Source organism: Rhizobium nepotum 39/7 (genome assembly GCF_000949865.1).
Taxonomy (GTDB): Bacteria; Pseudomonadota; Alphaproteobacteria; order Rhizobiales; family Rhizobiaceae; genus Agrobacterium; species Agrobacterium nepotum.
In genome coordinates this window covers 108,633-134,231 of sequence record NZ_JWJH01000012.1, presented here as the reverse complement: position 1 = coordinate 134,231, position 25,599 = coordinate 108,633, and the positions used below count along the sequence as shown (strand labels likewise).

The following is a 25,599-nucleotide window of genomic DNA, read 5'->3' as shown; positions in this document are numbered from 1 at the left end:
TGCCGCATGTTTAATTTCTGCGATTCCCAAATCAGTATTTGAATGATTCATGGGTTGCCGGTTTCAGAGGAGATCGGCGATGCTGACGGAGATGACAGAAGCGGACTGGGCGGTCGCACTTGAGGTTTTCCGCGCCTCGCTTCCGCGGCGGGGCGACAAGGGTCGAGATGACCGGCTGTTTTTGGAAGCCCTGCACTATTTCTCCGTCAACAATATCACCTGGCGCGGTCTGCCGGAGCGCTATGGACATTGGAACAGTGTCTGGAAGCGCTTTTCCCGATTGAGCAAGGCGGGTGTTTTTGAGATTTTCTTCGAGCACCTTGCCAGCCTGAGCACGTCGGCCGATCTGGTTCAGATGTTCGACAGCACCGTGGTGCGCGCGCATGTTTCGGCAGCAGGAGCAAAAGGGGGCAATATGGCCAAGCGCTTGGCCGCTCGCGAGGCGGCTTCTCGACCAAAATCCACCTGAAGACCGATTTCGACGGACATCCCATCGCCTTTGATCTGACCGGGGGCGAGAAAGGTGACGCTCCGCACTTTCCAATCCTGCTCGGCCTTGGCCCCGATGTAGATCCCCGCGCCGCCATGGGCGACAAGGGCTATGACAGCAAGGCTAACCGGCAGGCCGCAAGAAGGCGGGGTGCGGTTCCCGTCATTCCTTATCGTTCAACGGCAGAATCAAAGCCGACGTTCTTTCCCAAAGCGCTCTACAAAGGTCGCGCCCGCATCGAGCAAGCAGTCGGAAAACTCAAGCGCTTCAAGCGCGTCGCGCTACGATGCGAGAAGACCAAACAAAATTTCTCCTCCATCGTCGCAATCGCCGCAGGCTTCATCTTGATCAAATCCGTCCACACTGCCTAGAGTGACAGGCAGGCATTCTCGAAGGGCAAGCCGCCATCGTCAGTCGACCTACGCGAGACTTCGAGGAAACCGAGCGAACGGTAAAACCGCATCGCCTGTTCATTGGCGGTATAGACTTCAAGCGACAATTCACCCTTGAGATCAAGCGCGTGGGCGATAAGCCTGCGCCCGATACCCTTGCCCTGTTGTGCGGGTGCGACGAACAGGCCTCCGATGAAACTGTCCAGCAGACTGATGAAGCCTACAGCGTCACCGGCAAGCTCCGCGACGAAAGTCTCCGAGAGAGGCAGATAGGTATCTTCGATCAGTCTTTGCTGCTCGCGCAAACGCTGCGTGCCGATAAAGGGATGTGCCAGCAGCGAGGCATCGAGCCAGATGTGTGACAGGTTTTGCGTATCCGCTGCCGCGTCAAACGGCCGGATGTTGATAGATCTGATATTCATGGAAATTCCGCAGAATTAGATATGCCAAAAGGTCAGCTCCTTTTCAGAGCCGGCTGAAACCGTGATGGGCGGTCAGATTTTTAACCTCTGCGCATAAATCTCCCTGCTTCGAAGCCTTTATTTATAGCGGCTGCGCAGCAGCGTCAACAAATGGAAAGGTGGGCTTTCCTCAAGTTCCCGCCGGCAGGGTCAGCGAACACACCAGTCCGCCATTTCCGCCGCGCTCCAGCCTGATGCTGCCGCCATGAAGCTCGACAAGCTCCTTGACGATGGTAAGACCGAAGCCGTCACCCGGAACGGTCTCGTCCATGCGTCTGCCCGGCTGGAAAGCCTCCGAAATACGATCGTCCTCAATGCCGGGTCCATCGTCCGAGATCACGATCGACACATCCCGCCCGGTCTTTCTGGCGGAAATACGAACCGTGCTTTTTGCCCATTTGAATGCATTGTCGATGATATTGCCAACGATCTCGTCCATATCCTCGGGCGTGACCTGCGATAGCAACTCGGGGTCTGCATCGACTGTTGCGGCAATCTCCCGGTCGGCGTGAATGCGGGACATGATCTCCACGATATCGTCGATCCTCGGTTTGACTGCGGTCACCGTGGCTGTGCCGCCTGCGGCGGTCTTGCGGGCTCTTGCAAGATGGTGGCGGATACGTTGGTCGATCCTGTCCACCAGCGCACGCATTTCGCGATCCGGATCGTTGGTTTCGTTGAGCGCAAGGTGGAGGCTTGTCACAGGGGTTTTCAGACCATGGGCGAGATTTGCGAAATGCAGACGTGTTTCCGCAAGCCTCTCGCTATTCTGCTCCACCAGACGGTTGATCTCGCCCGAGGCGGGGCGCAGTTCATCGACATCAGCCTCCGGCAACCTGTCGAGTGTCCCCGCCGAAATCGAGGAAATATCGGCGGGGAGTTGCCGCAGTGGTCGCAGACCATATCTGACCTGCAGGAAAATGCCGCCGACGAGGCTCGCGCCCAGCAGGGTCATGGCGGGNAGACGTGTTTCCGCAAGCCTCTCGCTATTCTGCTCCACCAGACGGTTGATCTCGCCCGAGGCGGGGCGCAGTTCATCGACATCAGCCCCCGGCACCCTGTCGAGTGCCCCCGCCGAAATCGAGGAAATATCGGCGGTGAGTTGCCGCAGTGGTCGCAGACCATATCTGACCTGCAGGAAAATGCCGCCGACGAGGCTCGCGCCCAGCAGGGTCATGGCGGGTATCAACCACAACAGCGCGCTACGGGCGGGCGCAACCAGCGCGAGTTGCGGCGCAGTGGCGGTGATTTCGACGAGGCGCTGTCCGACCATGGTTTGAATGGATCGGAGATAGAGCTCCTCACCGTGAAAATCGGCATTGGCGCCGGGGCGAGGTCCGTGGCCCATCATTTTGCGCCATTCGAACGGGAAGGGCGGGTTGGCTATGGTTTGTCCCGCGAGCGACCGAGAGGCGATTGCCAGACCCTCGCCGGTAATCTGCCAGTACCAGCCGGAGCCGCGCCTGTCGAATGGCGGGCCGTCCAGCGCGGCGTTGAGTGTCACACCGCCGCTTTCGTTGCTGGAGAGCGCGCTCCGCAATCCCTCAATCTGTGTATCGAGCCGTTGGTCGATCTGTTCACGTACCACGCCGGCAACGATGAGGTAGAGTATGATCGAGGCGACGATCACGGTCGCGGTGACGAAAACCACGGAAAAAACCGTGAGGCGGCGCGAGATTGAGGAACCCGGAATGGCCAAAAACTCCCTCATGGCTCTGCCTTCAGCATGTAACCGCGCCCGCGAACGGTCTCTATATGCCCGGCGCCGATCTTGCGCCGCAGGCGGGCAATGATCACTTCGATGGAATTGGAATCCACTTCCGCATCGCCCTCATAGACGCGTTCGGTGAGTTCGCGGCGGTCGACCACCACTTCCTTGCGCAGGATGAGGCACGAGAGGACCCGCCACTCCAGCGCGGTCAGCTTCAACGGCAAGCCGTCCTGTTCGAAGGTACCGAGCTGTGCATCGAAGATGAGCGAACCGCAGGTGATGGCGGAGGCGGCATGGCCGGTGGCGCGGCGAACGAGCGCACGCAGCCGCAGCACCAGTTCTTCTACCTTGAACGGCTTGGTGAGAAAATCGTCTGCCCCCGCTTTGAAGCTCGCCACCTTGTCCGGCCATCCATCACGCGCGGTCAAAACGAGCACGGGCAGGTTCCGCTGCGCCGCCCGCCATGATTTCAGAACCGATACGCCATCGATTTTCGGTAATCCAAGATCGAGAATGGCCACGTCGTAAAGTTCGGTAAGCCCGGCATGTTCGGCATCCTCGCCATTCTGCGCGATATCGACGACAAAATTTTCCGCCCGCAGGCTGGCTGCGATGCGCCGGGAAAGATCGGTATCGTCTTCGACGAGAAGTATGCGCATGGTCCTGCCGTTTCGGTTTGGTGGGCGATGTTTTAAGTAGGCCCGGAAGGCTTAACTCAACCTGAACCACGAGGTTCAGGCTGCTGGTGGTTCCTGCCGGGTAAAACGGCCCTGTCAATCAAACAGGAGACCAACATGTCCCACTCTGAAGAGAATAACGAAATCGCAGCACCGAAGGCCACTTCTGAAACTCCCGTGCCGCCGCATCGTAAACATCGCCGTAAAACCGCCGCGTTCGCCTTTGCAGCCGTTGCCATGCTGGCCGTTGGGGCCGCTGCCGGAGCTGGCGCAGTGAAGCTGACACGGCCGACGCCTGAGATGGCGCCGATGACGCCCGTTGCCATTTCCACCGTCAAGGAAGGAAATCTTGTGACCCTGAAGGGCAAGGTCGCCGAGATTTTCGGCAACAAGTTCATCGTTCAGGATGATAGCGGCCGCGCACTCATCGATACCGGCCCCGAGGGCGATAATGGGAAGGTCGTGACTGTCGATGAGGCGGTCAGCGTTCAGGGACGTTTCGACAGGGGTGTCCTTCGGGCAAGTTATGTCGTCCGTCAGGATGGCAGTATCGAGGCTATTGGACCGGCAGGCCGCCCGCCGCATAATGGGCCTAAAGAAGATATGATGCGCGGGCCCAAGGGTGACGGCCCTATGGACGAGATGATGCCTCACCCCAAACCCTGATATCTGGGCTTGATCTGCGCCAGACGGCGCGGTCTCGAAGACGATAACCGTCCCGAGCCCGCGCCGCCGGTTTTTACTGGTTTAGCCTGCACGCTTCAGCTGCAGATGCGAGACACCTGCGGCGATGTTGACGCCGGTGCCGACTTCCGCACTGATCGGCTGAAGCGCGAAGTTCTTGGCATTGCCGCCGATCAGTGCATTGGCGCCGACGCCCACGCCGACCGAGGCGCCTGCGGAGGCACCGACATAGTTGCCGCTCAACGCACCGTCACCCACGCGGCTGGCCGCGGTGTTCAGCACGATCCAGCTCATATAGGTCTTGCCGGTTACGCCGACGTCGATACCGAGCTTGCCGATCGTGCCGGTATAACGCTCGGTCTTGCCGGAGCGCTGGCGAAACTCGCAGGCCACGCTCTTGTTGGAACCGACCACAAGGCCGATGCCCCCGGCAATTTCGCACGACAGGGTGCCGACGCGTTCCTTCTGCGCGGTTTCCATGGGGCGCTTTGCATTGTGCTTCGTTTCGGCTGAAGCAATCGGGGCAAGGGCCAGGGTTGCAATCGCGGTTGCGAGAATGAATGTCTTCATTGTTTGTCACTCCTGTTGTTATTCGCAAGATGGATGTGCCGGGAGGGCGCATCCAGATAGATGCAGGGACGCTGCCGTATCGCCAGATCGGCGATGATGGGCCGCGACGCGAAACATTCTGCGATGATGACTGCACGTTCGAAGGCAGAGAGTGTTTCCACCTCGCCGGAGAGCACGATGCGGCCTTCCACGGAGGTGACGGAGATCGAGCTTTTTTCCTGCCCGTCCGCATAAGCGATCACGGCTTGCAACGCGGCGCACAGGCTGACCTCCTGGGGATTGCAGCTTGCCACCGGGTTTGCATCGCACGAGAGCATCATCGTGAAACCTCCTGCCTTGAACATTGGTGGTTCACTTGAGAACTTTGTTGACGGCGTCCTTTGCCTGTCCGAGCTTCTCCTGCGCCTGGCCAGCCAGTTTCTCGGCCTTGCCTTCTGCCTGAAGCTTGTCGTTGCCGGTGATCTTGCCGGCTGCTTCCTTGATTGTGCCCTTGGCTTGACGGGTGATACCTTCGATACGGTTATTGTCCATGACGAACTTCCTTCCATCGTTAGAGGGTGCCGCTGTTGGTAACGGCATGATGGAAAGGTAGTTCGGGAAAATCGCAGTTTGCAGAGCATTAGCTACTAGTTGAACTGGTACAAACTGACCTATTTCGCATGGGCTGCGGTTATTTTTCCTTACGGCCGGTAAAACCGCGCTCGCGTGCCCAGATCACGGCGGCGGTGCGGCGGTTGACGCCGATCTTGCCGTAGAGCGAGGCGATGTGGTTGCGGATCGTATGCTTGGACAGGTTTAGCCTGTCGCTCATTTCCTTGTCGCTGCAGCCATCGCAGATCAGTGACAGGATTTGCTCCTCGCGCTCTGTCAGATCCTTGAGGGAGGCGGAAGACGTTGTGCCACGCGAGTTCTGCCGCAGCCCCGCCAGCCGCTCGACCACCGTCCGACTGAACCAGGATGTATCGGTCATGACGCTTTCGATCGCTTCAATCAGTTCGTTTTCGGTTCTGCGCCGCTCCGTAACATCCTGTATCGCCCAGATGACACAGAGCTGATCGTTGATCTCGGCGCGTTCGGCGGAAACGATGCATTCGGCCAAACCGCCACCGGCAAGATTCATGCGCATGTTCTCATCGCGGATGGGGATGTTGTCCTTCAGTCGCTTTTCGAGATCGCGGCGCGCGCCCGTGTCCTCCCACAGCCGCAATTCGCTGGCGGTCTTGCCCACGACTTCGGCCTCATTACGTCCGCACAGGACCAGAAACGCGTCATTGATTTCCATCAGCACGAAGTCATCCAGCCTCGAAATCGCTGCCGGGACAGGCGACAGGCGGAAGGACTTGAAGAAGCGCTCCTCACTCTGTCGCAGAGCGTTCTGGGCTTTGCGACGGCCATCGAGATCGGCGAAGGTGAACAGCATGCAGGGTTCTTCGGCAACGGCGATCGTTTCGCCCGCCACGATAACCAACCTGTCGCCTCCGGGGATGGGTATGAGCGCCTCGCGCTGACGGATGAGCCGGCCCTCCTCCAGCTTCTTCAGGGCGTCCTCGCCTGTGTCGCACTCGGAAAACAGGCCGAGTTCCTCGACGCTGATGCCGATGATCTCTTCACGGCTGAACCCGGTCATTTCAAGGAAACCCTGATTGACGCGGATGAAACGCTTGTCCTCCAGCCGGCATATCAGTCCCGGCGCCGGATTGGCATTGAAGGCGCTTTCGAAGCGCGCCTCTGCCTCGAAACGCGGCGTTTCGTCCCGGATGATCAGGACCAGGACATCCGGTTTTGCGCCGGCATCTTCTAGAACGAAGCCGCGCACCGTGTGAACCCAGCATTCCGCTTCATCGCCGCTTGGCGATATCTCTATTGTCACGTCTTCGAAGGTCTCGCCCGCCAGAAGCCGTTCAAGCGGATATTGCCCCTCATCGAGCAGGTGGTTGTTGCGGTATCGAAGCGTGAAATTTCGCCGGTAGGCAGCGGCATCCTCTCCAAGCTCCGGCATCGCCTCTATACGGTGCATCTGAAGGGCGGCCTTGTTGGCCCAGGCTATCGTTCCGTCATTTTCGAGCAGGATCAACCCGTCGCTGAGACCCGCAATGAGGTTTTGCAACACGAGCCGGTTGATCTTGGGAATGTTCACGCTCTCGTCCATATCGCCCCCGGGTATTTCGATGCTTTGTGCCCGCTATAACGCGCGGTTCCGCCAAGCGTTGCAGAGCCGGCGTGTCGTGTGGCCTTCCCCGCCTGGTTTACCGGCAGCGACGCCAATTGCTTGCTCTCAAGGCCATTTGAGCTACTATGCGCCGATGGCGGGGAGGCCATTCCACAGGAGGGTTCATGAATTACCGGTCTTTGAGACGGCGCATGGTGTTGAAACTTGGCGCCACGGCAGCTTCTTTATGCATGTTGGGAATGACGGCGAGCGCGCAGGGTTTTCCCGAGCGAACGATTACGCTGGTCGTTCCCTTCGCGGCAGGTGGCTCCACCGATGTGGTTGCCCGGGTTATCGCACAGAAAATGGGTGACGAGCTTGGCCATCCGATCGTCGTCGAAAATGTCGCCGGAGCCGGCGGCAATCTCGGTGCCGACCGTGTCGCCCGTGCCGAACCCGATGGTTACACGATACTGATGGGCACCGTTGCCACCCATGCGCTCAATCCGCTCATTCTCAAGACAAAACCCTATGATCCGGAAAAGGATTTCGCCCCGGTCTCTTTGCTGGTGGTGGTCCCCAATGTGCTGGTGGTCAATCCGAAGCTGAACGTTAACAGCGTCGCGGAATTGATCGCGCTTCTGAAAGCTGAGCCGGACAAGTATTCTTATGCGTCTTCCGGCAACGGCACGCCGCTGCATCTTTCAGGCGAATTGTTCAAGAGCATGACGGGCGTCAGCATGCAGCACGTTCCCTATAAAGGTGCCGGCCCCGCGCTCAACGATCTTCTCGGCAACCAGATATCGATCATGTTCGACAATCTGCCGTCGTCATCAGGTCATATCAAATCCGGCACATTGCGGGCACTTGGCGTAACGACCGCTGAACGCGCCTCGTCATTCCCGGATCTGCCGACCATTGCCGAGACCGTGCCGGGCTATGAAACCTACACCTGGAATGCGCTGTTTGCGCCTGCCGGCACGCCGGCCGAGGTGGTGGACACGCTGAATGCTGCCGCCAAGAAAGCGCTTGCTGATCCTGCCGTTGCCGCGCGCATGGCGGAGTTCAGTGCCAGGATCGTCGCTTCCTCACCCGATGAGCTGAAAAGCCACGTTGCGGCGGAAATCGCAAAGTGGGAACCCGTCGTCAAGAACGCAAACGTGCAGATGGATTGAGCAAGACCCCGAGACCTCAAGAGGGGGTCTCCGGATTTCGCTGCGCACCCGTTCTTCGGGTGCGCAGCATAAGTGTCTATAAACCTGCCAGTCCACAATTGTGATATTTTTGCACCGCTTTCCGTAAGGTTGCATTTTTCCGGTTGGCAATGGCGATCTGGTCGGGTACAAAATAATTATCGCGTCAAATCGAACCTAAGGGAGGCGTAGTATGACATCACCATTCATCAAGTTCCTCCCGTGTGGAATGAACCGACACTAGGTCATTTCCATTCGTGGCCCGCCCTGAGTGCGCCCGACATGCGGTTTTGTTTTCCTTCATAGCCCGATTGATCTGACGCTATCATTTCGTCTTCTCCACGGGCTGTGCCATCCAACTTCCTATTTTGAGGACCGGTTTGCCGACAGATGGCGCCGGGGCTGTAAAATGACTCGCAAGAAGCTCGATTTCCGCGCCGATGCCTATCGCCATGTGCTCGGCTTTGTTTTTCATCACTGGCGCCATCGGCCACTTCTGGTTGGAACTCTTATTGTGCTGGTGATTGCCAGCACATTGGCCGAAGTCATGGTGCCGGTTTTTTCCGGCCAGATCGTCGATGCCATTGCCGGCGGCAACGGGGCCGATCGGGCTCTGCACGCCTTCGTCATCGTGGTGACGCTGGGGCTGACCAGTGTGGTGCTGCGCTGGTTCATCTTCACCGGCATCATCCGGCTGACGCTGCGGACCATGGCGGATGTCACGAATAACGGTTTCCACCGGGTGCAGCGGTTCTCGACCGACTGGCACGCCAACAGCTTTGCCGGCTCGACGGTTCGCAAGATCACGCGTGGCATGTGGGCGCTTGATTCACTCAACGACCTGCTGCTCATTGCGCTCCTGCCGTCCATCGTGATGCTGGTGGGCGCCACTATCGTGCTCGGCAGCTACTGGCCGGTCATGGGCCTGATCGTTGGTGCCGGATCGCTGATCTATATCGGCGTCACCGTGGCGCTTTCCATGGGTTTCGTGTCGCCGGCGGCAAGGCTTGCCAATGCCTGGGACACCAAGCTCGGCGGTGCGCTAGCGGACGCCATCAGCTGCAATTCGGTCGTCAAAGCCTTCGGCGCTGAAAACCGCGAAGAATCCCGGCTGGGCCACGTGCTGGCCAAGTGGGATAAGCGCACGCGCAGGACATGGAAACGCGGCACGCTGAGTGGCACGATCCAGGGCTTCATGATGGTGTCCATGCAGGCCGGTATCCTTGGGACGGGCCTTCTTATGTGGCAAAAGGGGCTGGCGACGCCGGGCGACATCACCTTCGTGCTGGCGATGTTCTTCGTCTTGCAGGGCTATCTGCGCAATGTTGGCCAGGATATCCGCAACCTGCAACGTGCCGTCAACGATATGGAAGAGCTGGTGCTGCTCGAAAAGATGCCTTTGGGTGTCGAAGACAGGCCGGATGCCACGTCGATCAGGATAGAGAAGGGCGAGATCGTCTTTGATCACGTCACCTTTCAATATGGTGCGCATCCCAGCCCGCTTTATGACGACTTTTCGGTCACCATCAAGCCGGGCGAGCGTGTGGGGCTGGTCGGGCATTCGGGTTCGGGCAAGACGACCTTCGTCAAGCTTATCCAGCGGCTTTACGATGTGAATTCGGGTTCGATCCGTATTGACGGGCAGAATATCGCCAAGGTTGGTCAGGCAAACCTGCGCAGCCAGATCGCCATCGTGCAGCAGGAGCCCATCCTGTTTCACCGCACGCTGGCGGAAAACATCGCCTATGGCCGGCCGAACGCTTCGCGGCGGCAAATCGAGCAGGCGGCGAAACAGGCGAGCGCCCACGATTTCATCATGTCCCTTCCCAAGGGGTATGAGACCATGGTGGGGGAACGCGGTGTCAAGCTGTCGGGCGGAGAACGGCAGCGTGTCGCCATTGCCCGCGCATTCCTTGCGGATGCGCCGTTGCTTATCCTGGACGAGGCGACGTCGAGCCTCGACAGCGAGAGCGAAGTGCAGATCCAGCAGGCCATGGAACGCCTGATGGACGGCCGCACCACGCTGGTCGTTGCACATCGGCTCTCCACGGTGCGGGCGCTGGACCGGCTGCTGGTGTTCGACAAAGGCAGGATTGTCGAAGAGGGCGACCACCAGGCGCTGATCCGGCTCAATGACGGCATCTATCGCCGGCTGTTCGAGCGGCAGGCGCTGGAACTGACCAAGGGTCTGGTCGCTTGATAACAAAACGCCGGGGCAATGCTCCGGCGTTTTGCTTTTGCATGTTCGGTGTGAATGCGTTCGCCCCTTGAAGCGGCTCTGCTTCGTACTGCACGGCGTTATGCCATGGCCATGAGCCCCTTGAGTCGGACACCAAAGAGATGGGCCTTGTTAATCCACGCGCCTTCGGTACGCAGACCGGGAGGATGGACGTTTTGTCGCGGTTACTAATTTTCAACCATAAGAAGTAACTTCTTGTTTGCGAAGTCCGCGTCAATTTGTCGCATTCCTGCCACATCATCACAAAAATGGTAACGCTTCGACCGATCTTTGGTTGTGCCTATGAAAATTAGCAGTCTTTAATATTCACGGGAAGAAACTCGGGGGAGTTGTACTTCGCCAGCGCGAAGGCCTGGGGGCTGTGGGATACCGAAAGGCGGAGGACGATGCGTTGCCGTATCATTATCAACCGGACCGTAACATTGTTGTCCGGCACGACACTCATGTCGGGATTGTTTTTCTTTTCCAGCGCGCCCGCGGACGCGGCCTGCAGTTTTCTTCCAACTCCCGGAAATGACATTTATATCTGTGACAGCGGGACCTCCATTGGCGGTTTGAGCGATCTCAGCGGTGACAATACGCTGCTTCTTCCAACTGCCGGCACGGGAACCATCGCGGGCAACGTCACATTTGGCGCCGGTGCCGACAGGATCGAAATTTATTCCGGCAGCATTAACGGCGCCATCGTCCAGGGAGACGGCAACGACAGCTTTGTTATTTCCGGCGGAACCGTTACCGGCAATGTGCAGCAAGGCAGTGGCATTGACGATTTCCGGATGACGGGCGGCACCATCCAGTCACTCAACCAGGGCGACAATCTCGACACTTTCTTCATGTCTGATGGACGTATCATCGATGCGTTTGATGATGGCGATATCGCTACCATGACGGGTGGCCGTATCGGCCGTGTCAACATGAAGCTCGATGATAACGTCTTCGACATGTCGGGCGGCATTATCGACAAGAACCTGGTGACGGGTTTCGGCAATGACACCATCATTCTCTCGGGCGGAACGATCGGCGGCAATATCAGCGTCAGCGGCGGAACCGACAGCGTGACCGTTACCGGTGGCGTGATTGGCGGCAACGTGCTGCTGAGCTTCGGCAACGACAGGTTCGACTGGAACGGCGGCGGCATCATCTATGGTGCGATCGACCTTGGCGGCGATGACGACACCGCCACGCTCACCAATCTTGCCAATGCCCACATAGGCGCGACCACGCAGATAAGCGGCGGTCTGGGAACCGACAGCCTGATGATGAGCAACGTCAAGACACAGGGCGTCGCCCGCTTCGACAGCTGGGAAACGATAAATCTCACCAATGATAGCGAACTTGTTTTCGACGGAACGCTGACGCTGGGTGACAGCGGTACCGGCACGGGCACGTTGACGGTGGATTCCGCCAGCACGGTCTATGGCGGTGGGCAGAACGGAAGAGTTTCCGCTTTCACGGCCGGTGCTTTCGCCAATCTGGTAAATTCAGGTCGCATCGATCTCACCAATGGCGGCGCCAGTGCCTCGGATACGTTCACGGTCTCCGGCAATTACGTGGGCAATGGCGGCCAGATCTTTCTCGACACCGTTCTTGGCAGCGACGGCTCCGCTTCCGACAGACTGGTCATCGACGGAGGCACTGCATCCGGCAGCACGGGGATGAACGTGGTCAATGCCGGAGGTTCCGGCGCGATGACCACCGCGAGTGGGATCATGGTTGTCGAGGCCGTGAACGGTGCAGTCACTGCCGGCGGCGCATTTGCGCTCAACAGCCGCGTTGCCGCCGGTGCCTACGAATATTATCTGTTCAAAGGTGGCGTTTCGGCCGGCACTCAGGACAATTGGTATCTCCGCTCGACGATCGTGTCAGGCGGCGGGGCGATTGCAGGCGCGCCGGACCCGCTTCAGCCGGTCGTTGTACCGGAGGCCGAGGCGCCTGATATCACCGGCGCGCCTCCGGCTTCGCAACTGCCGCCGACGCCCATCCCGACCGAAGGAGACCCGACGACGGACCCGACGGATCCGACGCCTCCCATCAATGCGGGCGATCCGCAGCCGGAAGCTCCACCCACGCCACAGGCGGCAGGGGCTGCAGATCCTCCTCCCGCGCCACCCGTGCCGCCGACCACACTCGCACTGATCCCGTCCGCCACGGCTGTGCCGCCAACACCGGGCGCCACGCCGGTGATTGCCGATATCGTGCCGCTCTATCGCGTCGAGGTTCCGACCTATTCGGCTGCGCAGCCCCTGGCGCAATATCTGGCTCTGTCGACACTCGGCACATTCCATGAGCGGCGCGGCGAACAGGCGCTGCTTCAGGACGACGGATGGATGCCCAATACTTGGGGCAGAACCTTCGGCCAGAACACCGAGATGAAGTGGGACGGCACCGTTTCGCCGAGCTTCGATGGCAATCTCTACGGCCTTCAGGCCGGGCAGGATCTGCTCGGCCGTGAAACAGGCGACGGGCATTTCGACCGGTTCGGTCTTTTCGTCGCCTATGCGAAAATGGATGGCGATGTGAAGGGGCAGGCGCTCGGCTGGAACGACCTTGCCGTGGGTAACGTCAAAATCAGCGGTACAAGCATTGGTGGTTACTGGAGCCACATCGCGCCGCAGGGCTGGTACGTGGATGCCGTCCTTATGGGGACCTGGTTCGACGGCCACGTCTCGTCAAATGCCGGCCAGTCGATCGACATCGACGGTTCCGGCGTGACCGCCTCGCTGGAAGGTGGCTATCCGATCGCTCTCAACGACCGCTGGAACCTCGAACCCCAGGCCCAGATCGTCTGGCAGCACCTCTCGCTGGACGATACCGCCGATCGTTTTTCCTCGGTCTCCTTCGACAGTGATGACACCGTCACCGGCCGGCTGGGCTTGAGGCTGCAAGGCAAATACGAGACGAGCGCCGGGCTCATCCAGCCCTATCTCAAGGCAAATCTCTGGCACAGCTTCTCGTCCGGCCAGACGGTGCGCTTTGCGGGCGATCCGATCGTTACCGAGATCGGCGGCACCTCGCTCGAGCTTGGTGGTGGCGTCACCGCCGCTCTGACGGAGACGGTGAGCCTGTTTGCGACGGTGGACTACACGACCAATCTCGGAGGCGAGAAAACGCGCAGCTGGGAGGGCAATATCGGCCTTAGCGTCAAATGGTGATCCGCAGGCGGTCGGCACACCAGGAGAATTGGCCGCCCCAGGAAATCAGACCCGAAATGCTACTCTCTAACGTTAGGTGAGCCTGCCTCATGATGCTCCGTTGGATTTTACTCTCGACATGCGGTCTGATCCTCCTTGCGGGCTCCGACCCGGCTTTGGCCCAAAGCTGCTCGACGATAAGAAGCCAGATGGGGGCGAGCGCCAGCGCATCCAGCGCGGAAACGGCGCAGAAGCAGCGCCAGATAGCCGCCATCCGGGCGCTCGAAAGACAACGGTCCTGCACGCCTGAGAAGGCCGCATCGGGTGGGTTGTTCAATGCCTGCCGGGGGCTTGCCCGCCAACGCGCGGATGCCGAGAACGATCTTGCGGCCGCGCGCGGGAGCGAGCGTTCCGCCTCGTTGCAGGCACGTTATCAATCGCTTGGTTGCGAAAGCCCCAGACAGCAGCGCACGCCGGGACCGGAACGGCGTGCGGGATCCGATGTCTATGCCCGCAACGCCCTGTATTATTGCGTTCGCCCCTCGGACGGATATCACTTTCCCGCGCCGAACTCACAGTTTGGCGGATCGAATTATGCCAAATTCGCGATCGACCAATGCCGCTTCATTTGCGAAAATCCGGCTATGACAGTCTATGTTCTTGAAGATCCGCAGCTGGAAACATCTGAGATGCTGTCGGTTGAGACAAGAACACCGTATAAGAGCCTTGCGACCGCATTTCGATATCAGACGGATCCGGGCCAGAATTCATGCAACTGGTCCCGCTATTTCGCGCGGATCAACGAACTCAGCGCCCGCACCGTTTCGACCACCGATCTCACCAGCTCCATCATTCCCGTGCCGTCTCTGAGGCCGGAAAACGTCACATCCCCTGTGGCGGCTTTCGTGGAACCCGTTTCACCGCAGAGCGGCGATCGGATAGTCCGGATTGTGGGGCCTGTCTTCCTTCAAGATAGCGAGGGCGAGTTCAGAGCCAAGGCCCAGTTGGACAAGGAGCGGTAGGTCCAATGGATGGATAGTCAGCGATAGCCGGTCGCCCGCATACCGGGCGTTGCCGTGTTATTTGGCCGCCGCCTGAATGATTTCAGGGGACGCCCCGTATTTCTGTTTCGTGAGGCGATGGTAGGCAACGAATTCGCTGACGGGCAGCGCTTTGGAAAACAGCCAGCCTTGCCCGAAGTCGACGCCTTGCGCTTTGAGATATTCCGCCTGATCTTCGGTCTCGATACCTTCCGCCACGGTAAACAGACCGAGCGCTTTGGCCATACCGATTATGTGCGATGTAACCGAGCTTGTCGCAGTGTCCTTGCCCACCGTGTCGACAAAGGATTTATCGATCTTCAACGCATCCATCGGAAGCCCCTGCAGATATTGCAGGCTTGAATAACCGGTGCCGAAATCGTCGATCGCCACCGAGTGGCCCCGCCGCCGCGCCTCGGCAAGCGTGATCTTTGCCGCTTCGATATCGATGAAGCCGCGCTCCGTCGCTTCCAGCCAGATTTGTTCGGGCCTGATGCCCGTATGCTTCAGCTTCTCCGCGATGACTGTGAGGATGCGACCGGATGCGACATCCGCCGCGCATAGGTTGACGGCGATATGCAATGTCCGGTCCTCGACGAGCACCTTGCGCAGATCGGTGACGATGGCATCGACGACCTGATCGGTAATCGCCAGAATCAACCCGCTTTCCTCCGCCAGCGGTATGAAGAGGTCAGGTCGCACCAAAAGACCGTCCGGCCGTCGCCATCGGACAAGCGCCTCCGCTCCGATGCAGATACCCGTCTTTAGTTCCACGATCGGCTGGTAGTGAACGATGAATTCGCGCTTCCGGACGGCAATGCCGAGTTCGGCAAGGGGCGACAGACGGTTCCTCGATAACCAGATCACGGTCCCGACAAGGAATGCCGCGATGATCGCCCCGGCGGGCAGGTAAAATATCTGCTCGCCCCGAACCTTCGCGGTAATGTTTGCACGCGGCTCCATTGCAATGGCAACCAGCCCGTCACCGCGGCTGACGGCGTAGATCACCTCGTCCGTCATGCCTCTTTTGGGTTCGTCCGCCAGTGCTTTCACAAGCTGCGGGTCGGGCGCGTTCAGCTGGTTTATCAGAACGCCTTGTTCGTTTGTAAGGGCAAGGGACATGCTGTCATCGATAAGAATATCGACGAAACGCGAGGGGGCGACGAGAACATTGTGAGCGCCGAAGTGAAGCGCCGTCATTCGCGTGCCCTGGCTGACAGTCGGCTCGATCCGGACGGCGACTTCCATGCCGTCGGGCGTCGTATATTCGGTGCGGGATTTAGGAAAGGACCCCTCGGTAACGCCCCAGGACGTGCATTTCAGGTGGCCGTCTTCGAAGTACCCGACCTCCTCCACCGTCGGTGCACCCATCGTCAGCTTGCGCATCAATTCGATGTGTTCGGCGGAGCACGGCGGCAGATGGGCGGCCTCGACAGTGTCCAGAACATCCTTGGCGGCCTTGAACGTATAGGATGCGCGTTGAATTGCCTGGCTAGCAAGCCCTTTCAGGGTATCCTGATCCTTCCTGACGGCAATCACCCATGATGTGTAGGCCATTGTCGCAATAGGGATGACGGCGCCGAGGACTCCCAGAAGAACGCCAAGCGCGATGATACGGGAACGTCTTGCTTCCATCTACCGGTACTCTCGCGGATGCAATTGAGCGTTACTGTCCATGCGCCTGCCAGATATTTTTTCCAAGATTATTCCGATTGTTCGATCCACAAACGGCTCCAGTCCGCTTGAATTTCAGATGAACTACCGTTCGAAGCCACAAAACAGACCAAGCCCGATAGCCCTCCCGAAATGGCGGCATCAGACTTGGCCAGAATTCAGTCCGGAGTAATTGCTGGCCGCTGCGCAAAACTCAAAGACTTGCCCGTGAAGGTCACAACCAGAAAGCCATTTCGAAGCAGCCCGTTTTCACCGGGGGCAGGGATAACCCGGAGCGATCCTGCATGTGGGACGGCCGGGCCTGTTCCAGTGCGGAGGTCTCGGCCGGTGCGGCGGACGAACGATGATCGTCGGCGCAATCACGACGGGTCTTTGCCACCCTGCGTGACTCACATAATTGGCTGAAACCCACCCCGAAACACCAAACGCCCGCACGCTGCACCAGTTCGATACACAGCGACCGACATTCACCCGTGCACCCGCAGGCAGCGTGGCGATCTTTTGATAGCCCGCTCCCGGGCCGCTGCGCATGTTGACATTCGCAGTCGTGTGTCCTGGCGCCGCTGCCGCTATCGCCTGCATGAACAAAAGGCAGAAACCGGCAAATATCACCGTTTTGAACCCGTTTCGAAACATCATCGTCCTCCCGGCTGTTTCAGAGTTGGTTCAACTCCGGCGGGAATAATGTCGCGCTGCCCTCGTAAATACAACGTGATGTGCCAAACATAGTGAATCGTCCAGGTGGCTGATCTGTTGTTTTGGTTGCTGGTTTGATGGCGCAATATCGCTCTGCCCAAAATCCATGCCCGCGCAATTTGGCGGCGCCGCAAAATGTCATCATTTGCATGGCTGAGGTAACACTTCATTCAGTGGTTTCGTGAAATCTAAAATAAGCAGGTTCCAATATTTCATCGGCGGAGCCGGTAGAACAAGCGGCTCACTCGGTCTGCCTCGTGGCGGTTCGAACAAGGACATCCGCTTGTCGCCCCATGAGGGGCAACAGCTACCCGCAATGTTTCATCATATGTTCCCTGACGTCCCAAGCGGGCGGCTGGCGGAGCGCTTGCCTTGAGGCCAATCATGTCTTTCCTGAAGAACACCAAGATAAAAACGAAGGTCGTTTTTGTCATCTCGCTGATGAGTTTGATGTCGCTTTCCGGTATAAGCTACGTCAGCCTGCAATACAAAAATACCGATAACGTTTATAGCGATTTCATCGCCAATGAGGCCCTTGCTGCGGTGCTGAATGCCAGAACCAGCGGAAACCTCAATGCACTCGGCATGCAGATGCTTCGCGCCAGCCTCAATGACCCGACCAGCAGTGATTTCGAAGCCGCCGTTAAAACCTTCAGGGCTGACCGCAAGCAACTTGAAGAACGGCAGAACAAGATCATGGAACTGGTGCCGGCACGCACGGATGCCGCCCGTGACATCCTCAAAGGTGTTGTCGAAGTCGAGGATATCGGCAATCAGGTCATTGCCCTGATGCAGGCAGGACAGCGTGCCGAAGCGCAGCAGATGGCGCTCAATGTCCTGCGCAAGATTACCGAGGTCTCGCCGAAAATCAGCGCGGGCAACGAGCAGCTTATCCAGGTCATGAACGAGGGGAGAGCGCGCCTCACAGCCAGTACCAACACGACGATCTGGACAAGTCTGGTCGCTATTGCACTTGTTTCTCTGGCGCTGATTGCACTCGGCCTGTTTGTTTCCTCCCGTGGTATCACCACTCCGATTGCGCGGCTTCGGGCGCGGATGGGATCGCTGGCGGCCGGTAATACGGAGAGCGAAATTGACGGAATGGACCGCAGGGATGAAGTAGGGCAGATGGCCGCTGCGGTTCAGGCGTTTCGCGAGAATGCAATCGAGCGCGTTCGGCTTGAGAACGAGACTGAAGCCAACCGGTCAACCTCGGAGAAGGATCGGATCGAGCGCGAAAAACAGAAGGCTAAGGAATCCGCCGACGTGCAATTTGCCGTCGACAACCTTGCGACGGCCCTTTCGAAGATTTCTCAGGGCGATGTGACTTACCGCATCGTTCAACCCTTCGTGTCGAGCCTCGATGGTATTCGCGGCGACTTCAACAGGGCAGCGGAGCAACTGCAATCGACCCTGAGTCAGGTGGCACAGAATGCGCGCGGCATAGACTCCGGCGCCAATGAGATCAGGGCTGCGGCAGACGATCTGGCGAGACGCACGGAGCAGCAGGCGGCAGCCGTTGAAGAAACCGCAGCTGCGCTGGAAGAGATCACCATAACGGTGAAGGACTCGACCAGACGTGCGCAGGAAGCGGGCCAACTCGTCGGCCGTGCAAAAGTCGGCGCGGAAAAGTCCGGGGCAGTGGTTCAGAACGCGGTCGCTGCCATGGAGCAGATCGCCACATCCGCAAACGAAATTTCCAACATTATCGGCGTGATCGACGAGATTGCCTTCCAGACGAACCTTCTGGCACTAAATGCTGGCGTGGAAGCAGCCCGTGCCGGTGACGCAGGCAAGGGGTTTGCCGTTGTCGCACAGGAGGTTCGCGAACTGGCGCAGCGTTCCGCCGGTGCCGCCAAGGAGATCAAGAATCTGATCACGACATCGAACAGTCAGGTTCAGCAAGGTGTGCAGCTGGTTGGCGAAACCGGCAGGGCGTTGGAGTTGATCGTCACGGAAGTGCAGGAAATCAACCGGCACGTCCTGGCAATCGCAGAATCGGCGCATGAGCAATCTTCCGGTCTCCAGCAGATCAATACGGCTGTGAACCAGATGGATCAGGATACGCAGAAGAACGCCGCCATGGTGGAGGAAAGCACTGCCGCAAGCCACGGTCTCGCACGTGAGGCGTCCTCGCTCAACGGGTTGATTGCCCAGTTTAAATTGTCCGAACGCGGTTACGGCGAAGCCTCTGCACCGGTTCGAACTGCCTCTTCAGCAGACAGGCCCACAGCTTCTCCCGCCCGCAACCTCGGTGGAAAAATCAGGGCCGCGTTCTCCGGCAATGCCGCGCTGAATACCTCTGCGGACAACTGGGAAGAGTTTTGACAATCGCCGCGTCGTTCACGCCCGACGCCAAGTAAGGCACTGAAAGCATCGCCTTAAAGGCTGACACCGGAGATTGGAGGTTCAGCCTCTGGTCTCCGGTGTCTTGTTTTTGAGCAATAAAAACCCTGCTCGCCCCGGACTGACCCAAGCTCATAAAACTGGAACTTGAGCCGTTCGGGAGCGCGGACTGCTTATTCCGCCGTCGCCTGAATATCGAGCTTGTCGAGAAGAAGCATCGGATTGTCGGACGCCGCAACCAGATCAAAAAGACCGAGGCCATTTGCACCTGTGGATTTGACCGTTACCGTCAGGGTGCCAGGAGTGCTGAGAAAGCGAACCAGCGCTTCCACCGCACTCTGCAGTTTCGGCTGTTCAGCCGCGACCTGCTGCAACATCACGCTGGCCACCAACGTCAGAGTGCCGCGCACCTGATCCTCGGTCATCTCGTTTTGCAGAGCATAAAGCTTGATCGCCTTGGCCATCATGCCTTCGTCCCTGATCGTGAGTTTCACCTCGCGACCTGCGAGCCCGAAAAGGGCGGCCTGAGTGCGGTTAACGTCGAAGGAGAAAAACTCCTCCGTGAACCCGCTCACCAGACCGGAAAAATTGACGCTGCCAATGTCCTTGCCGCTGATGGCGATATCCCGGATCACCAGGTTCTTGTTCGGTTCGTCCCAGCCTGCGGCGAGGGCGTAAGAAAAGGCGAGGGTCTCGAGGCCAAGCTTGCGCGCTTCAACAAAGACTTCCTCCGATGAATCTGCCGGGATGGGAAGAGCCAGGTCATCCTGCCTGATCTGGATATCGGTCGGGATGCCATTGAAGGGCTTTGTCAGCCCCATCTCGAAATTCCTGAGCGTGAACTTGATGCGTTCAGGTGTGCCCGCTGTCTCTTCCCCTTCCTTTTTCGGTGCGGCGACATCGAAGTTGATACCCCCGACGCGGACCGTTCCCAGTTCCGGTATCAGGTGATTAAACGGAAAAGTTTCAATCTGTGTCTCATCGAGCCCGACGATCTTGGAAAGACCCTCGATCGTGGAACCCCAGTCAAAGCCCTTGAGGCTTGCCTCGGCGACTTCGATCTTGTCCTCGCCACTTCCGACCGACATGCCATTCAGGCCGAAATCAAGCTTTAGGCTGTCCATCTGCATTTCGATACGATCAATGGCGACGTTGACCCTTTTGCCGGCCGACCCTTCGTTTTCATCTGGTGCGTCGGCCTTAAACCCGAGCAACTGCATGTTGCTCTTGCCGATCATGTCGAGAATGGACACGCCCTTGGCGAAAAATGCCTGGCGTTCCTGAGGCGAAAGCTCCTCAGTCTTTGCGGCCGCCGTCAGTGCTTCCAGCGTTTCCACAAGCGGCTCGGCCGGCATGCGGGCACTGAAGCCGTCGCTACGCACTTCGTCGTAGCTGAAATGACTGTCCCCATCCGAGAACGAAATCTTGCTAACGGATAGCGGGCCATAAAGAGGCTTTGCTTCCTTGTCTTCTGGGCCTGCTTTTTCCGTGTAGAGCCTTGCGAGGTAAGCAGCATCGAAGTCCTGACCAGCTGTGGCGCCGGTTGACACGATCAGATGCTTTTTCTGCACCACACCATTGCCATCCGGCAGGCCCATCTGGATGTCGTAGCTGGCGTTGTCGGCTGAATACCTGACGATACGGCCGTTGGCGATGTCAGAAAAAGCAACATTGCTGTAAACGGTCTTCTGCTCGGTGTTGGCAACGGACTGCGTGAACGTCACCTCAGGCGCGGAGATACGCGTTGCGGCAAAGCGCTCTATGCGTTTGGCGAGAGATTTGTCACTCCCATCGCCGGAGGCCTCTGCGGGGATCGGTTTTTTGAAAGCGGCGTTCTCGACGCGCGCATGCGCCATCGAAATCTTCCCGGTTGGCACCTCAATATCGATGCCATTCATTTCCAGGGCGCCATCCAGGAAAGGAAGTTTTGGACGTCCATCGATAGCCGCAATTTGAATGTTTTTGCCATCTGCAAGCGGCAAAGTCAGATCACGAACATGAATTTGTCCGAGAAAATCGACCTCTACGGAACGGGCGGTTGCGCCACTGCGAGCAACGAGTTCGCTGACCTTTGCTTCGTAGAAGGCTTTGCCCCCGATGACACCCGCCGCAGCCACAGCAATAATCGCAACCGTCGCCCATAGAGCTTTGCTCCGGCCCTTGCCGGTCTGGGTATTTACCTGATCCACGAAGTTGGTCCTCTGCGATGCGATTTGAGACTATGCGCCTTTTAAGCACGCAAAAGTTGCTCGGCAAGTAGCAGGCACCGGGACAGTTGGACATTATTTGTAACAGGATTTCCCGGTCGCGTGGTACAGAGCGGCACGGCGACACAGGCGGGTGACTGTTTGCAAAGACGTCACTGTTAGAAAGCATGTAATGGAGGATATCATATTGACCCGGGATGGCTATCGCATCGAGTGTAGAATCCCGAACGTCGATGACTATCTGCGTCTGCGGCATCAGTCCGGTCTCAGTCCCTTTACGAGAGAGGCCGCCGAAAAAGGCTTGCCCAACTCGATTTTTGGCGTCAGCGTGATGAGCGGTGACGCAGTAGTCGGTATGGGTCGCATCATCGGCGACGGAGGCTGCTTCTTTCAGGTCACCGACATCGCGATAACACCCGAACATCAGGGCAGGGGGCTTGGTAAGATGATTATGGCAGCACTGTCGGACTATATTGAGAACCAGTTGCCGGAGAGCGCTTACGTCAGTCTGATCGCGGACGGCCAGGCAAACCGCCTCTACCGGCAGTTCGGTTTTACTGAAACCGCCCCGCGCTCGGTAGGGATGGCAAGGAAAGTTTGCTGACCAGGCGGACATCAGGTTTGACCCATCTTATGGCAGGTTGTTGAGTTCAATGCAGACGCCGCCGCGAGTCGCCCGCAAACCAAGCTTTCTGCTGCGCTGGCGTTTCCTTTGCGAATGCTTGAAACTGTTCAGTCATGTCTTCGCCTCCAGCGACGTCAACGGCGTTTGCCGCGCAGTGACTCTTAGGGGAGTTGTGCCAGATTAACGGCGCGTCGATTCGCCAGCTTGCTTCGCTGGTTTGGTAATGTGTTCGCTCGCTGAGCGATTCCCGACCGCGAGCAATTGGGCGTTCGCGAAACTGCGGCGATGCCGGCGCGATCACGCGCGAGCCGATAGGCAGCGATGCCACAACTCGCAAGGTGCCCAACGGCTCCGTGCGTGCCGTTTTCTCCACCTGCCCGATGTTTTCGGCATTGTGCAACACCACGTGTTTTCTCACGGAGCCGTAACATGGCATCGAAGCTCGCTCGACCATTCCGCCGGCTCACGTTGATGGCATCTTTCATGCGCTTTTCTCTCGGTCTGGTGGTTCTGTTGGTTCTGTTGGTTGCGGCTGGCAGTGCCTATGAGGCGCTGTCGCGGCGTTGGGCTGAGGTAAAATTTCCGCCTGCAGGCAGGCTTGTGGACATTGGGGGACGCAAGATCCATCTCGACTGTCGCGGCCAGGGATCGCCGACAGTAATTTTCGAGGCAGGACTGGACAGTTACGGCGCGCTTTCGTGGACAAAGGTGCATGACTCCGTGGCGGCTGTCACCCGCGCTTGTGCCTATGATCGCGCGGGGATTATGTGGAGCGAGCCAAAGTCTACGCCACAGCACGCCGACGCGGTGGCGGACGATCTTCATGCTGTTCTGACAACGGCCGGAGAAAAAGGGCCCTTCGTTCTGGTTGCTCATTCACTCGGCGGGCCTTACAGCATGGCCTACACTCGAAAATTCGGCGATCAGGTCGTGGGGCTGGTGTTCGTTGATGCCTCGCATCCGGACCAGGTCGCTCGATTTGCCGAAGTGGCAGATGCGCCGTCCGATTCCACCAGCGAAGTCTTGAAGACCGCGTCGAGCCTCGCCTGGACCGGCATCATCCGCCTCATGGCGTCGAGTGACGGAGAGCCCGGCGTTCCGGCATACGTCACAGAACAGGTCAAGGCCTTTGTCAGTCCGTCACTGACGGCTGTGGTCTCTGAGAATACGAACATCGATCGGACACTGGCGGAGGCGGGTAACCTCCGCACGTTGGGTAATCGCCCTTTGGTCGTGCTCACGGCGATGGAGCCGCTCAGCGATGCTTCGTTAAAGGCGGAGTCCCGACGGGAGGACACACGTCGTCTCGATGTCTGGAGAAAGCTGCAAGAGGACGAGGCCTCCTGGTCGACGCGTAGCCGGCACCAGCTTCTGCCCGATTCTGGACATTATATCCAGTTCACTCGGCCCGACGCGGTGATTGCAGCCATCATTGAAGTCGTGAACAAACTGCGGCTGGAGAATGTCGAGGTGGGGAACATACTCTCACGGTAATTGCCCCGTCGCCAGTTCAGTGGGGATGCTCTCACTATCACGCGTATCCTGTACCACGTCCCGGAATTCGAATCCGTTCTTCATACCCATGTCTGGCAGGACTATGATCCAGCACCCGATCTTCCACAGATGCAGAATTCCGCGATTTCCGGCAGGCCAATCTCGACGGACCGCTGCACTCCGTCCGTTATATGCATCAGCGTCTGATCGACCCGAATGAATGGCGGCGCGTTGATGGCAAATCCAGGTTGCAATGACTCTCCAACCCGGACTGCGCATCCTCCCGGCCGACGCTCCCTGATAGCTGAAGTCACCGCAGGCAGAACCGGCATATGCATCTGATTCAAGACACCATCGGCTCTGCGCAGCATTTTTGGTCTCGCCTAAGGTCCTCGCCGCCATCGACCCCGATTTGGCATTACTTCTTAAACACCCTTTCCAGGAACGCTGCGAGCGAAGGACGCCACACGTCCATTTCATGCGCGAGGTCTTTGTATTCTACGTAGTCATGGGCGATCTTTTTTTCGTCCAATATGGCCTTGAGGCCGGCGATATCTTTGCCTGTTATCTCGTCCTTGGTGCCGACGGTGACGGTGAAGTTGCGCAACGTGGCATTGATCTTTTCAGGATCGTTCAACGTCGCTTCTACAGCCTTGTTCGGGACGGTAGTGGTGGAAACGCCGCTGAACGTGGCGACCCAGCCGAATGTGCCGAGATGGGTCAGGCCGGAGACCAGCGCCTGATAGCCACCTTGCGAAAGGCCAACAACAGCGCGTCCTTCTGCGTCGTCACGCACACGGTAGTTCTGCCTCATGTAGGGAATGAGATCCTCCATCAATTCTTGGTCAACCGCGATAGCGTTCAGCGGATAAAAATTCTTGCGACGGTCGGCTCCGGGAAAGTTTTCTGGGATCGCTTCGGGGATATCGGCCTCAGTATCGGGAATGACGACAATCATCGGCTCGATTTTCTTTTCGGCTAGCAGGTTGTCGAGAATTTGTGGTGCACGGCCTTGGCTGACCCAGGAGGCAACCGTGTCCCCAAAGCCGTGATAGAGGTAAAGCACGGGTAACGGCGCGGAGGAATCACTATAGCCCGGCGGCGTGTAGATATAGGTCTGGCGTTGAGATTTCAGCGCCTTGGACGGGATCGTCACGAGGCGAAGTTCACCATGGGGAACGTCGCGGATATCCAGAATGCTGCCGGGCACCAGAATGAGGCTCGTATTTACCTGACGCTGCGGTTTGGGTGAATTGGTGCCGGTGTCAATGCTGCGGAAGCCGTCTACATTAAAGTAATATTCGTATAGATTGGGCTTCAGCGTTTCGCTCCTTACGCTCCACAAACCGTTCTCAGCCTTCTTCATCTCCAATGGGAGGCGTTGGCCGAGGACGATCGAAACGGCCTTCGCAGCGGGGGCAAAGAGACGGAAGCTGATCCCACCGTCCTTTTCGACGGAAGTGACGAATTCGTTCAGAGGGCGGTCGGCGGGCGGTACCGCGGGCAAATCCAAAGCCATGGCCGGTGAGCTCACAATGCAGCTGGCGATAACGATGCAAGGCAGTAACAAACGCATGAAAACCTCCTCCAGATCAAACGGTCTCGTGTCGAGACTGGCAGAGGTATCTGGCCTTATCAACCGCTTTACACTTTAACTCGCGAATGCGCTCGAAATCGAAAGCAAAGATGCGCCGCCCGCACGCTTATCGTGGCTAACGAAATTTGCTGGCAGTGCTCATCAATCAATTGATGTGGGACCGTCCACCGGCATTCCTGTGCTTCTGCCTCTTGTATGGGCGTCATTCCGTGAACTTTGCTGC

Annotated in this window: 21 protein-coding genes and 2 pseudogenes; 11 read left to right on the top strand and 12 right to left on the bottom strand. The window is 58.3% G+C overall.

What is annotated here, in order from left to right:
* The first annotated feature begins 49 nt into the window (after window positions 1–49).
* Together RS75_RS13860 and RS75_RS26665 are read left to right on the top strand one after the other, a co-directional pair.
* On the top strand, window positions 50–469 hold the full coding sequence (locus RS75_RS13860; protein WP_324607184.1) for a transposase: 420 nt from the start codon (window positions 50–52) through the stop codon (window positions 467–469).
* Window positions 448–861: pseudogene (locus RS75_RS26665) on the top strand (transposase); the annotation flags it as partial. The gene RS75_RS13860 and the pseudogene RS75_RS26665, both read left to right, overlap by 22 nt.
* Here the strand turns inward: RS75_RS26665 and RS75_RS13850 are convergent.
* The 3 genes from RS75_RS13850 to RS75_RS13840 all read right to left on the bottom strand — a co-directional run bounded on the left by RS75_RS13850 (window position 858) and on the right by RS75_RS13840 (window position 3,713).
* Window positions 858–1,304, bottom strand: coding sequence for a GNAT family N-acetyltransferase (locus RS75_RS13850; protein ID WP_045021365.1), 447 nt, complete (start codon window positions 1,302–1,304; stop codon window positions 858–860). The pseudogene RS75_RS26665 and the gene RS75_RS13850 sit on opposite strands and share 4 nt — an antisense overlap.
* Before the next feature lie 169 nt (window positions 1,305–1,473).
* Window positions 1,474–2,520, bottom strand: coding sequence for a sensor histidine kinase (locus tag RS75_RS26660; protein WP_456153982.1), 1,047 nt, complete (start codon window positions 2,518–2,520; stop codon window positions 1,474–1,476).
* 530 nt (window positions 2,521–3,050) lie between these two features.
* Window positions 3,051–3,713, bottom strand: coding sequence for a response regulator transcription factor (locus RS75_RS13840; RefSeq protein ID WP_045021361.1), 663 nt, complete (start codon window positions 3,711–3,713; stop codon window positions 3,051–3,053).
* 135 nt (window positions 3,714–3,848) lie between these two features.
* Here RS75_RS13840 and RS75_RS13835 point away from each other — a divergent pair, with 135 nt between their 5' ends.
* Window positions 3,849–4,397: a hypothetical protein gene (locus RS75_RS13835; RefSeq protein WP_045021359.1), complete on the top strand. Its 549-nt coding sequence runs from the start codon at window positions 3,849–3,851 to the stop codon at window positions 4,395–4,397.
* A gap of 81 nt (window positions 4,398–4,478) precedes the next feature.
* On the opposite strand, the gene RS75_RS13830 is transcribed toward RS75_RS13835, so the two are convergent.
* The 4 genes from RS75_RS13830 to RS75_RS13815 form a co-directional block, all read right to left on the bottom strand.
* The gene (locus tag RS75_RS13830) at window positions 4,479–4,985 is read right to left on the bottom strand and encodes a DUF992 domain-containing protein (protein WP_045021357.1); all 507 of its coding nucleotides are present in this window, start codon (window positions 4,983–4,985) and stop codon (window positions 4,479–4,481) included.
* Entirely contained in the window at window positions 4,982–5,329 is a 348-nt protein-coding gene (locus RS75_RS13825) for a BON domain-containing protein (protein WP_084686900.1), read from the bottom strand. Before RS75_RS13825 ends, RS75_RS13830 begins: the two co-directional genes overlap by 4 nt.
* Before the next feature lie 7 nt (window positions 5,330–5,336).
* Complete coding sequence (locus RS75_RS13820; protein ID WP_045021355.1) at window positions 5,337–5,516, bottom strand: CsbD family protein; 180 nt, start codon at window positions 5,514–5,516, stop codon at window positions 5,337–5,339.
* 139 nt (window positions 5,517–5,655) lie between these two features.
* Window positions 5,656–7,134: a PAS domain S-box protein gene (locus RS75_RS13815; RefSeq protein ID WP_045021354.1), complete on the bottom strand. Its 1,479-nt coding sequence runs from the start codon at window positions 7,132–7,134 to the stop codon at window positions 5,656–5,658.
* A gap of 185 nt (window positions 7,135–7,319) precedes the next feature.
* Between RS75_RS13815 and RS75_RS13810 the strand changes: the two genes are divergently transcribed.
* The 4 genes from RS75_RS13810 to RS75_RS13795 all read left to right on the top strand — a co-directional run bounded on the left by RS75_RS13810 (window position 7,320) and on the right by RS75_RS13795 (window position 14,719).
* Complete coding sequence (locus tag RS75_RS13810) at window positions 7,320–8,309, top strand: Bug family tripartite tricarboxylate transporter substrate binding protein (RefSeq protein WP_045021352.1); 990 nt, start codon at window positions 7,320–7,322, stop codon at window positions 8,307–8,309.
* Between the two features lie 427 nt (window positions 8,310–8,736).
* Window positions 8,737–10,527 carry an ABC transporter ATP-binding protein gene (locus RS75_RS13805; RefSeq protein WP_045021349.1) on the top strand — a complete coding sequence of 597 codons (1,791 nt, stop codon included), beginning with the start codon at window positions 8,737–8,739 and terminating at the stop codon, window positions 10,525–10,527.
* Between the two features lie 425 nt (window positions 10,528–10,952).
* On the top strand, window positions 10,953–13,718 hold the full coding sequence (locus RS75_RS13800) for an autotransporter family protein (protein ID WP_045021346.1): 2,766 nt from the start codon (window positions 10,953–10,955) through the stop codon (window positions 13,716–13,718).
* Window positions 13,719–13,906: 188 nt separating this feature from the next.
* Window positions 13,907–14,719 carry a DUF2865 domain-containing protein gene (locus RS75_RS13795; protein WP_160297193.1) on the top strand — a complete coding sequence of 271 codons (813 nt, stop codon included), beginning with the start codon at window positions 13,907–13,909 and terminating at the stop codon, window positions 14,717–14,719.
* Between the two features lie 57 nt (window positions 14,720–14,776).
* Here the strand turns inward: RS75_RS13795 and RS75_RS13790 are convergent, their stop codons facing one another.
* The gene (locus tag RS75_RS13790; protein WP_045021343.1) at window positions 14,777–16,372 is read right to left on the bottom strand and encodes an EAL domain-containing protein; all 1,596 of its coding nucleotides are present in this window, start codon (window positions 16,370–16,372) and stop codon (window positions 14,777–14,779) included.
* A 288-nt stretch (window positions 16,373–16,660) separates the two neighbouring features.
* Window positions 16,661–16,942 carry an SH3 domain-containing protein gene (locus tag RS75_RS25655; RefSeq protein WP_234704278.1) on the bottom strand — a complete coding sequence of 94 codons (282 nt, stop codon included), beginning with the start codon at window positions 16,940–16,942 and terminating at the stop codon, window positions 16,661–16,663.
* Between the two features lie 549 nt (window positions 16,943–17,491).
* Between RS75_RS25655 and RS75_RS13785 the strand changes: the two genes are divergently transcribed.
* Window positions 17,492–19,435 carry a methyl-accepting chemotaxis protein gene (locus RS75_RS13785; protein ID WP_045021340.1) on the top strand — a complete coding sequence of 648 codons (1,944 nt, stop codon included), beginning with the start codon at window positions 17,492–17,494 and terminating at the stop codon, window positions 19,433–19,435.
* A 191-nt stretch (window positions 19,436–19,626) separates the two neighbouring features.
* On the opposite strand, the gene RS75_RS13780 is transcribed toward RS75_RS13785, so the two are convergent.
* On the bottom strand, window positions 19,627–21,642 hold the full coding sequence (locus RS75_RS13780) for a hypothetical protein (protein WP_045021337.1): 2,016 nt from the start codon (window positions 21,640–21,642) through the stop codon (window positions 19,627–19,629).
* Window positions 21,643–21,832: 190 nt separating this feature from the next.
* Here RS75_RS13780 and RS75_RS13775 point away from each other — a divergent pair, with 190 nt between their 5' ends.
* Window positions 21,833–22,264: a GNAT family N-acetyltransferase gene (locus RS75_RS13775; protein ID WP_084686894.1), complete on the top strand. Its 432-nt coding sequence runs from the start codon at window positions 21,833–21,835 to the stop codon at window positions 22,262–22,264.
* 46 nt (window positions 22,265–22,310) lie between these two features.
* Here RS75_RS13775 and RS75_RS27100 read toward each other — a convergent pair whose 3' ends face one another.
* Complete coding sequence (locus RS75_RS27100) at window positions 22,311–22,691, bottom strand: hypothetical protein (protein WP_045021335.1); 381 nt, start codon at window positions 22,689–22,691, stop codon at window positions 22,311–22,313.
* 23 nt (window positions 22,692–22,714) lie between these two features.
* On the opposite strand from RS75_RS27100, the gene RS75_RS13765 reads away from it, so the two are divergent.
* Complete coding sequence (locus tag RS75_RS13765; protein WP_052679692.1) at window positions 22,715–23,779, top strand: alpha/beta fold hydrolase; 1,065 nt, start codon at window positions 22,715–22,717, stop codon at window positions 23,777–23,779.
* A pseudogene (locus RS75_RS25650) lies at window positions 23,780–24,036 on the top strand (aspartate-semialdehyde dehydrogenase). It abuts the gene before it with no gap.
* A gap of 161 nt (window positions 24,037–24,197) precedes the next feature.
* Here the strand turns inward: RS75_RS25650 and RS75_RS13760 are convergent.
* The gene (locus RS75_RS13760) at window positions 24,198–25,355 is read right to left on the bottom strand and encodes an esterase (RefSeq protein ID WP_045021332.1); all 1,158 of its coding nucleotides are present in this window, start codon (window positions 25,353–25,355) and stop codon (window positions 24,198–24,200) included.
* Window positions 25,356–25,599 lie beyond the last annotated feature (244 nt).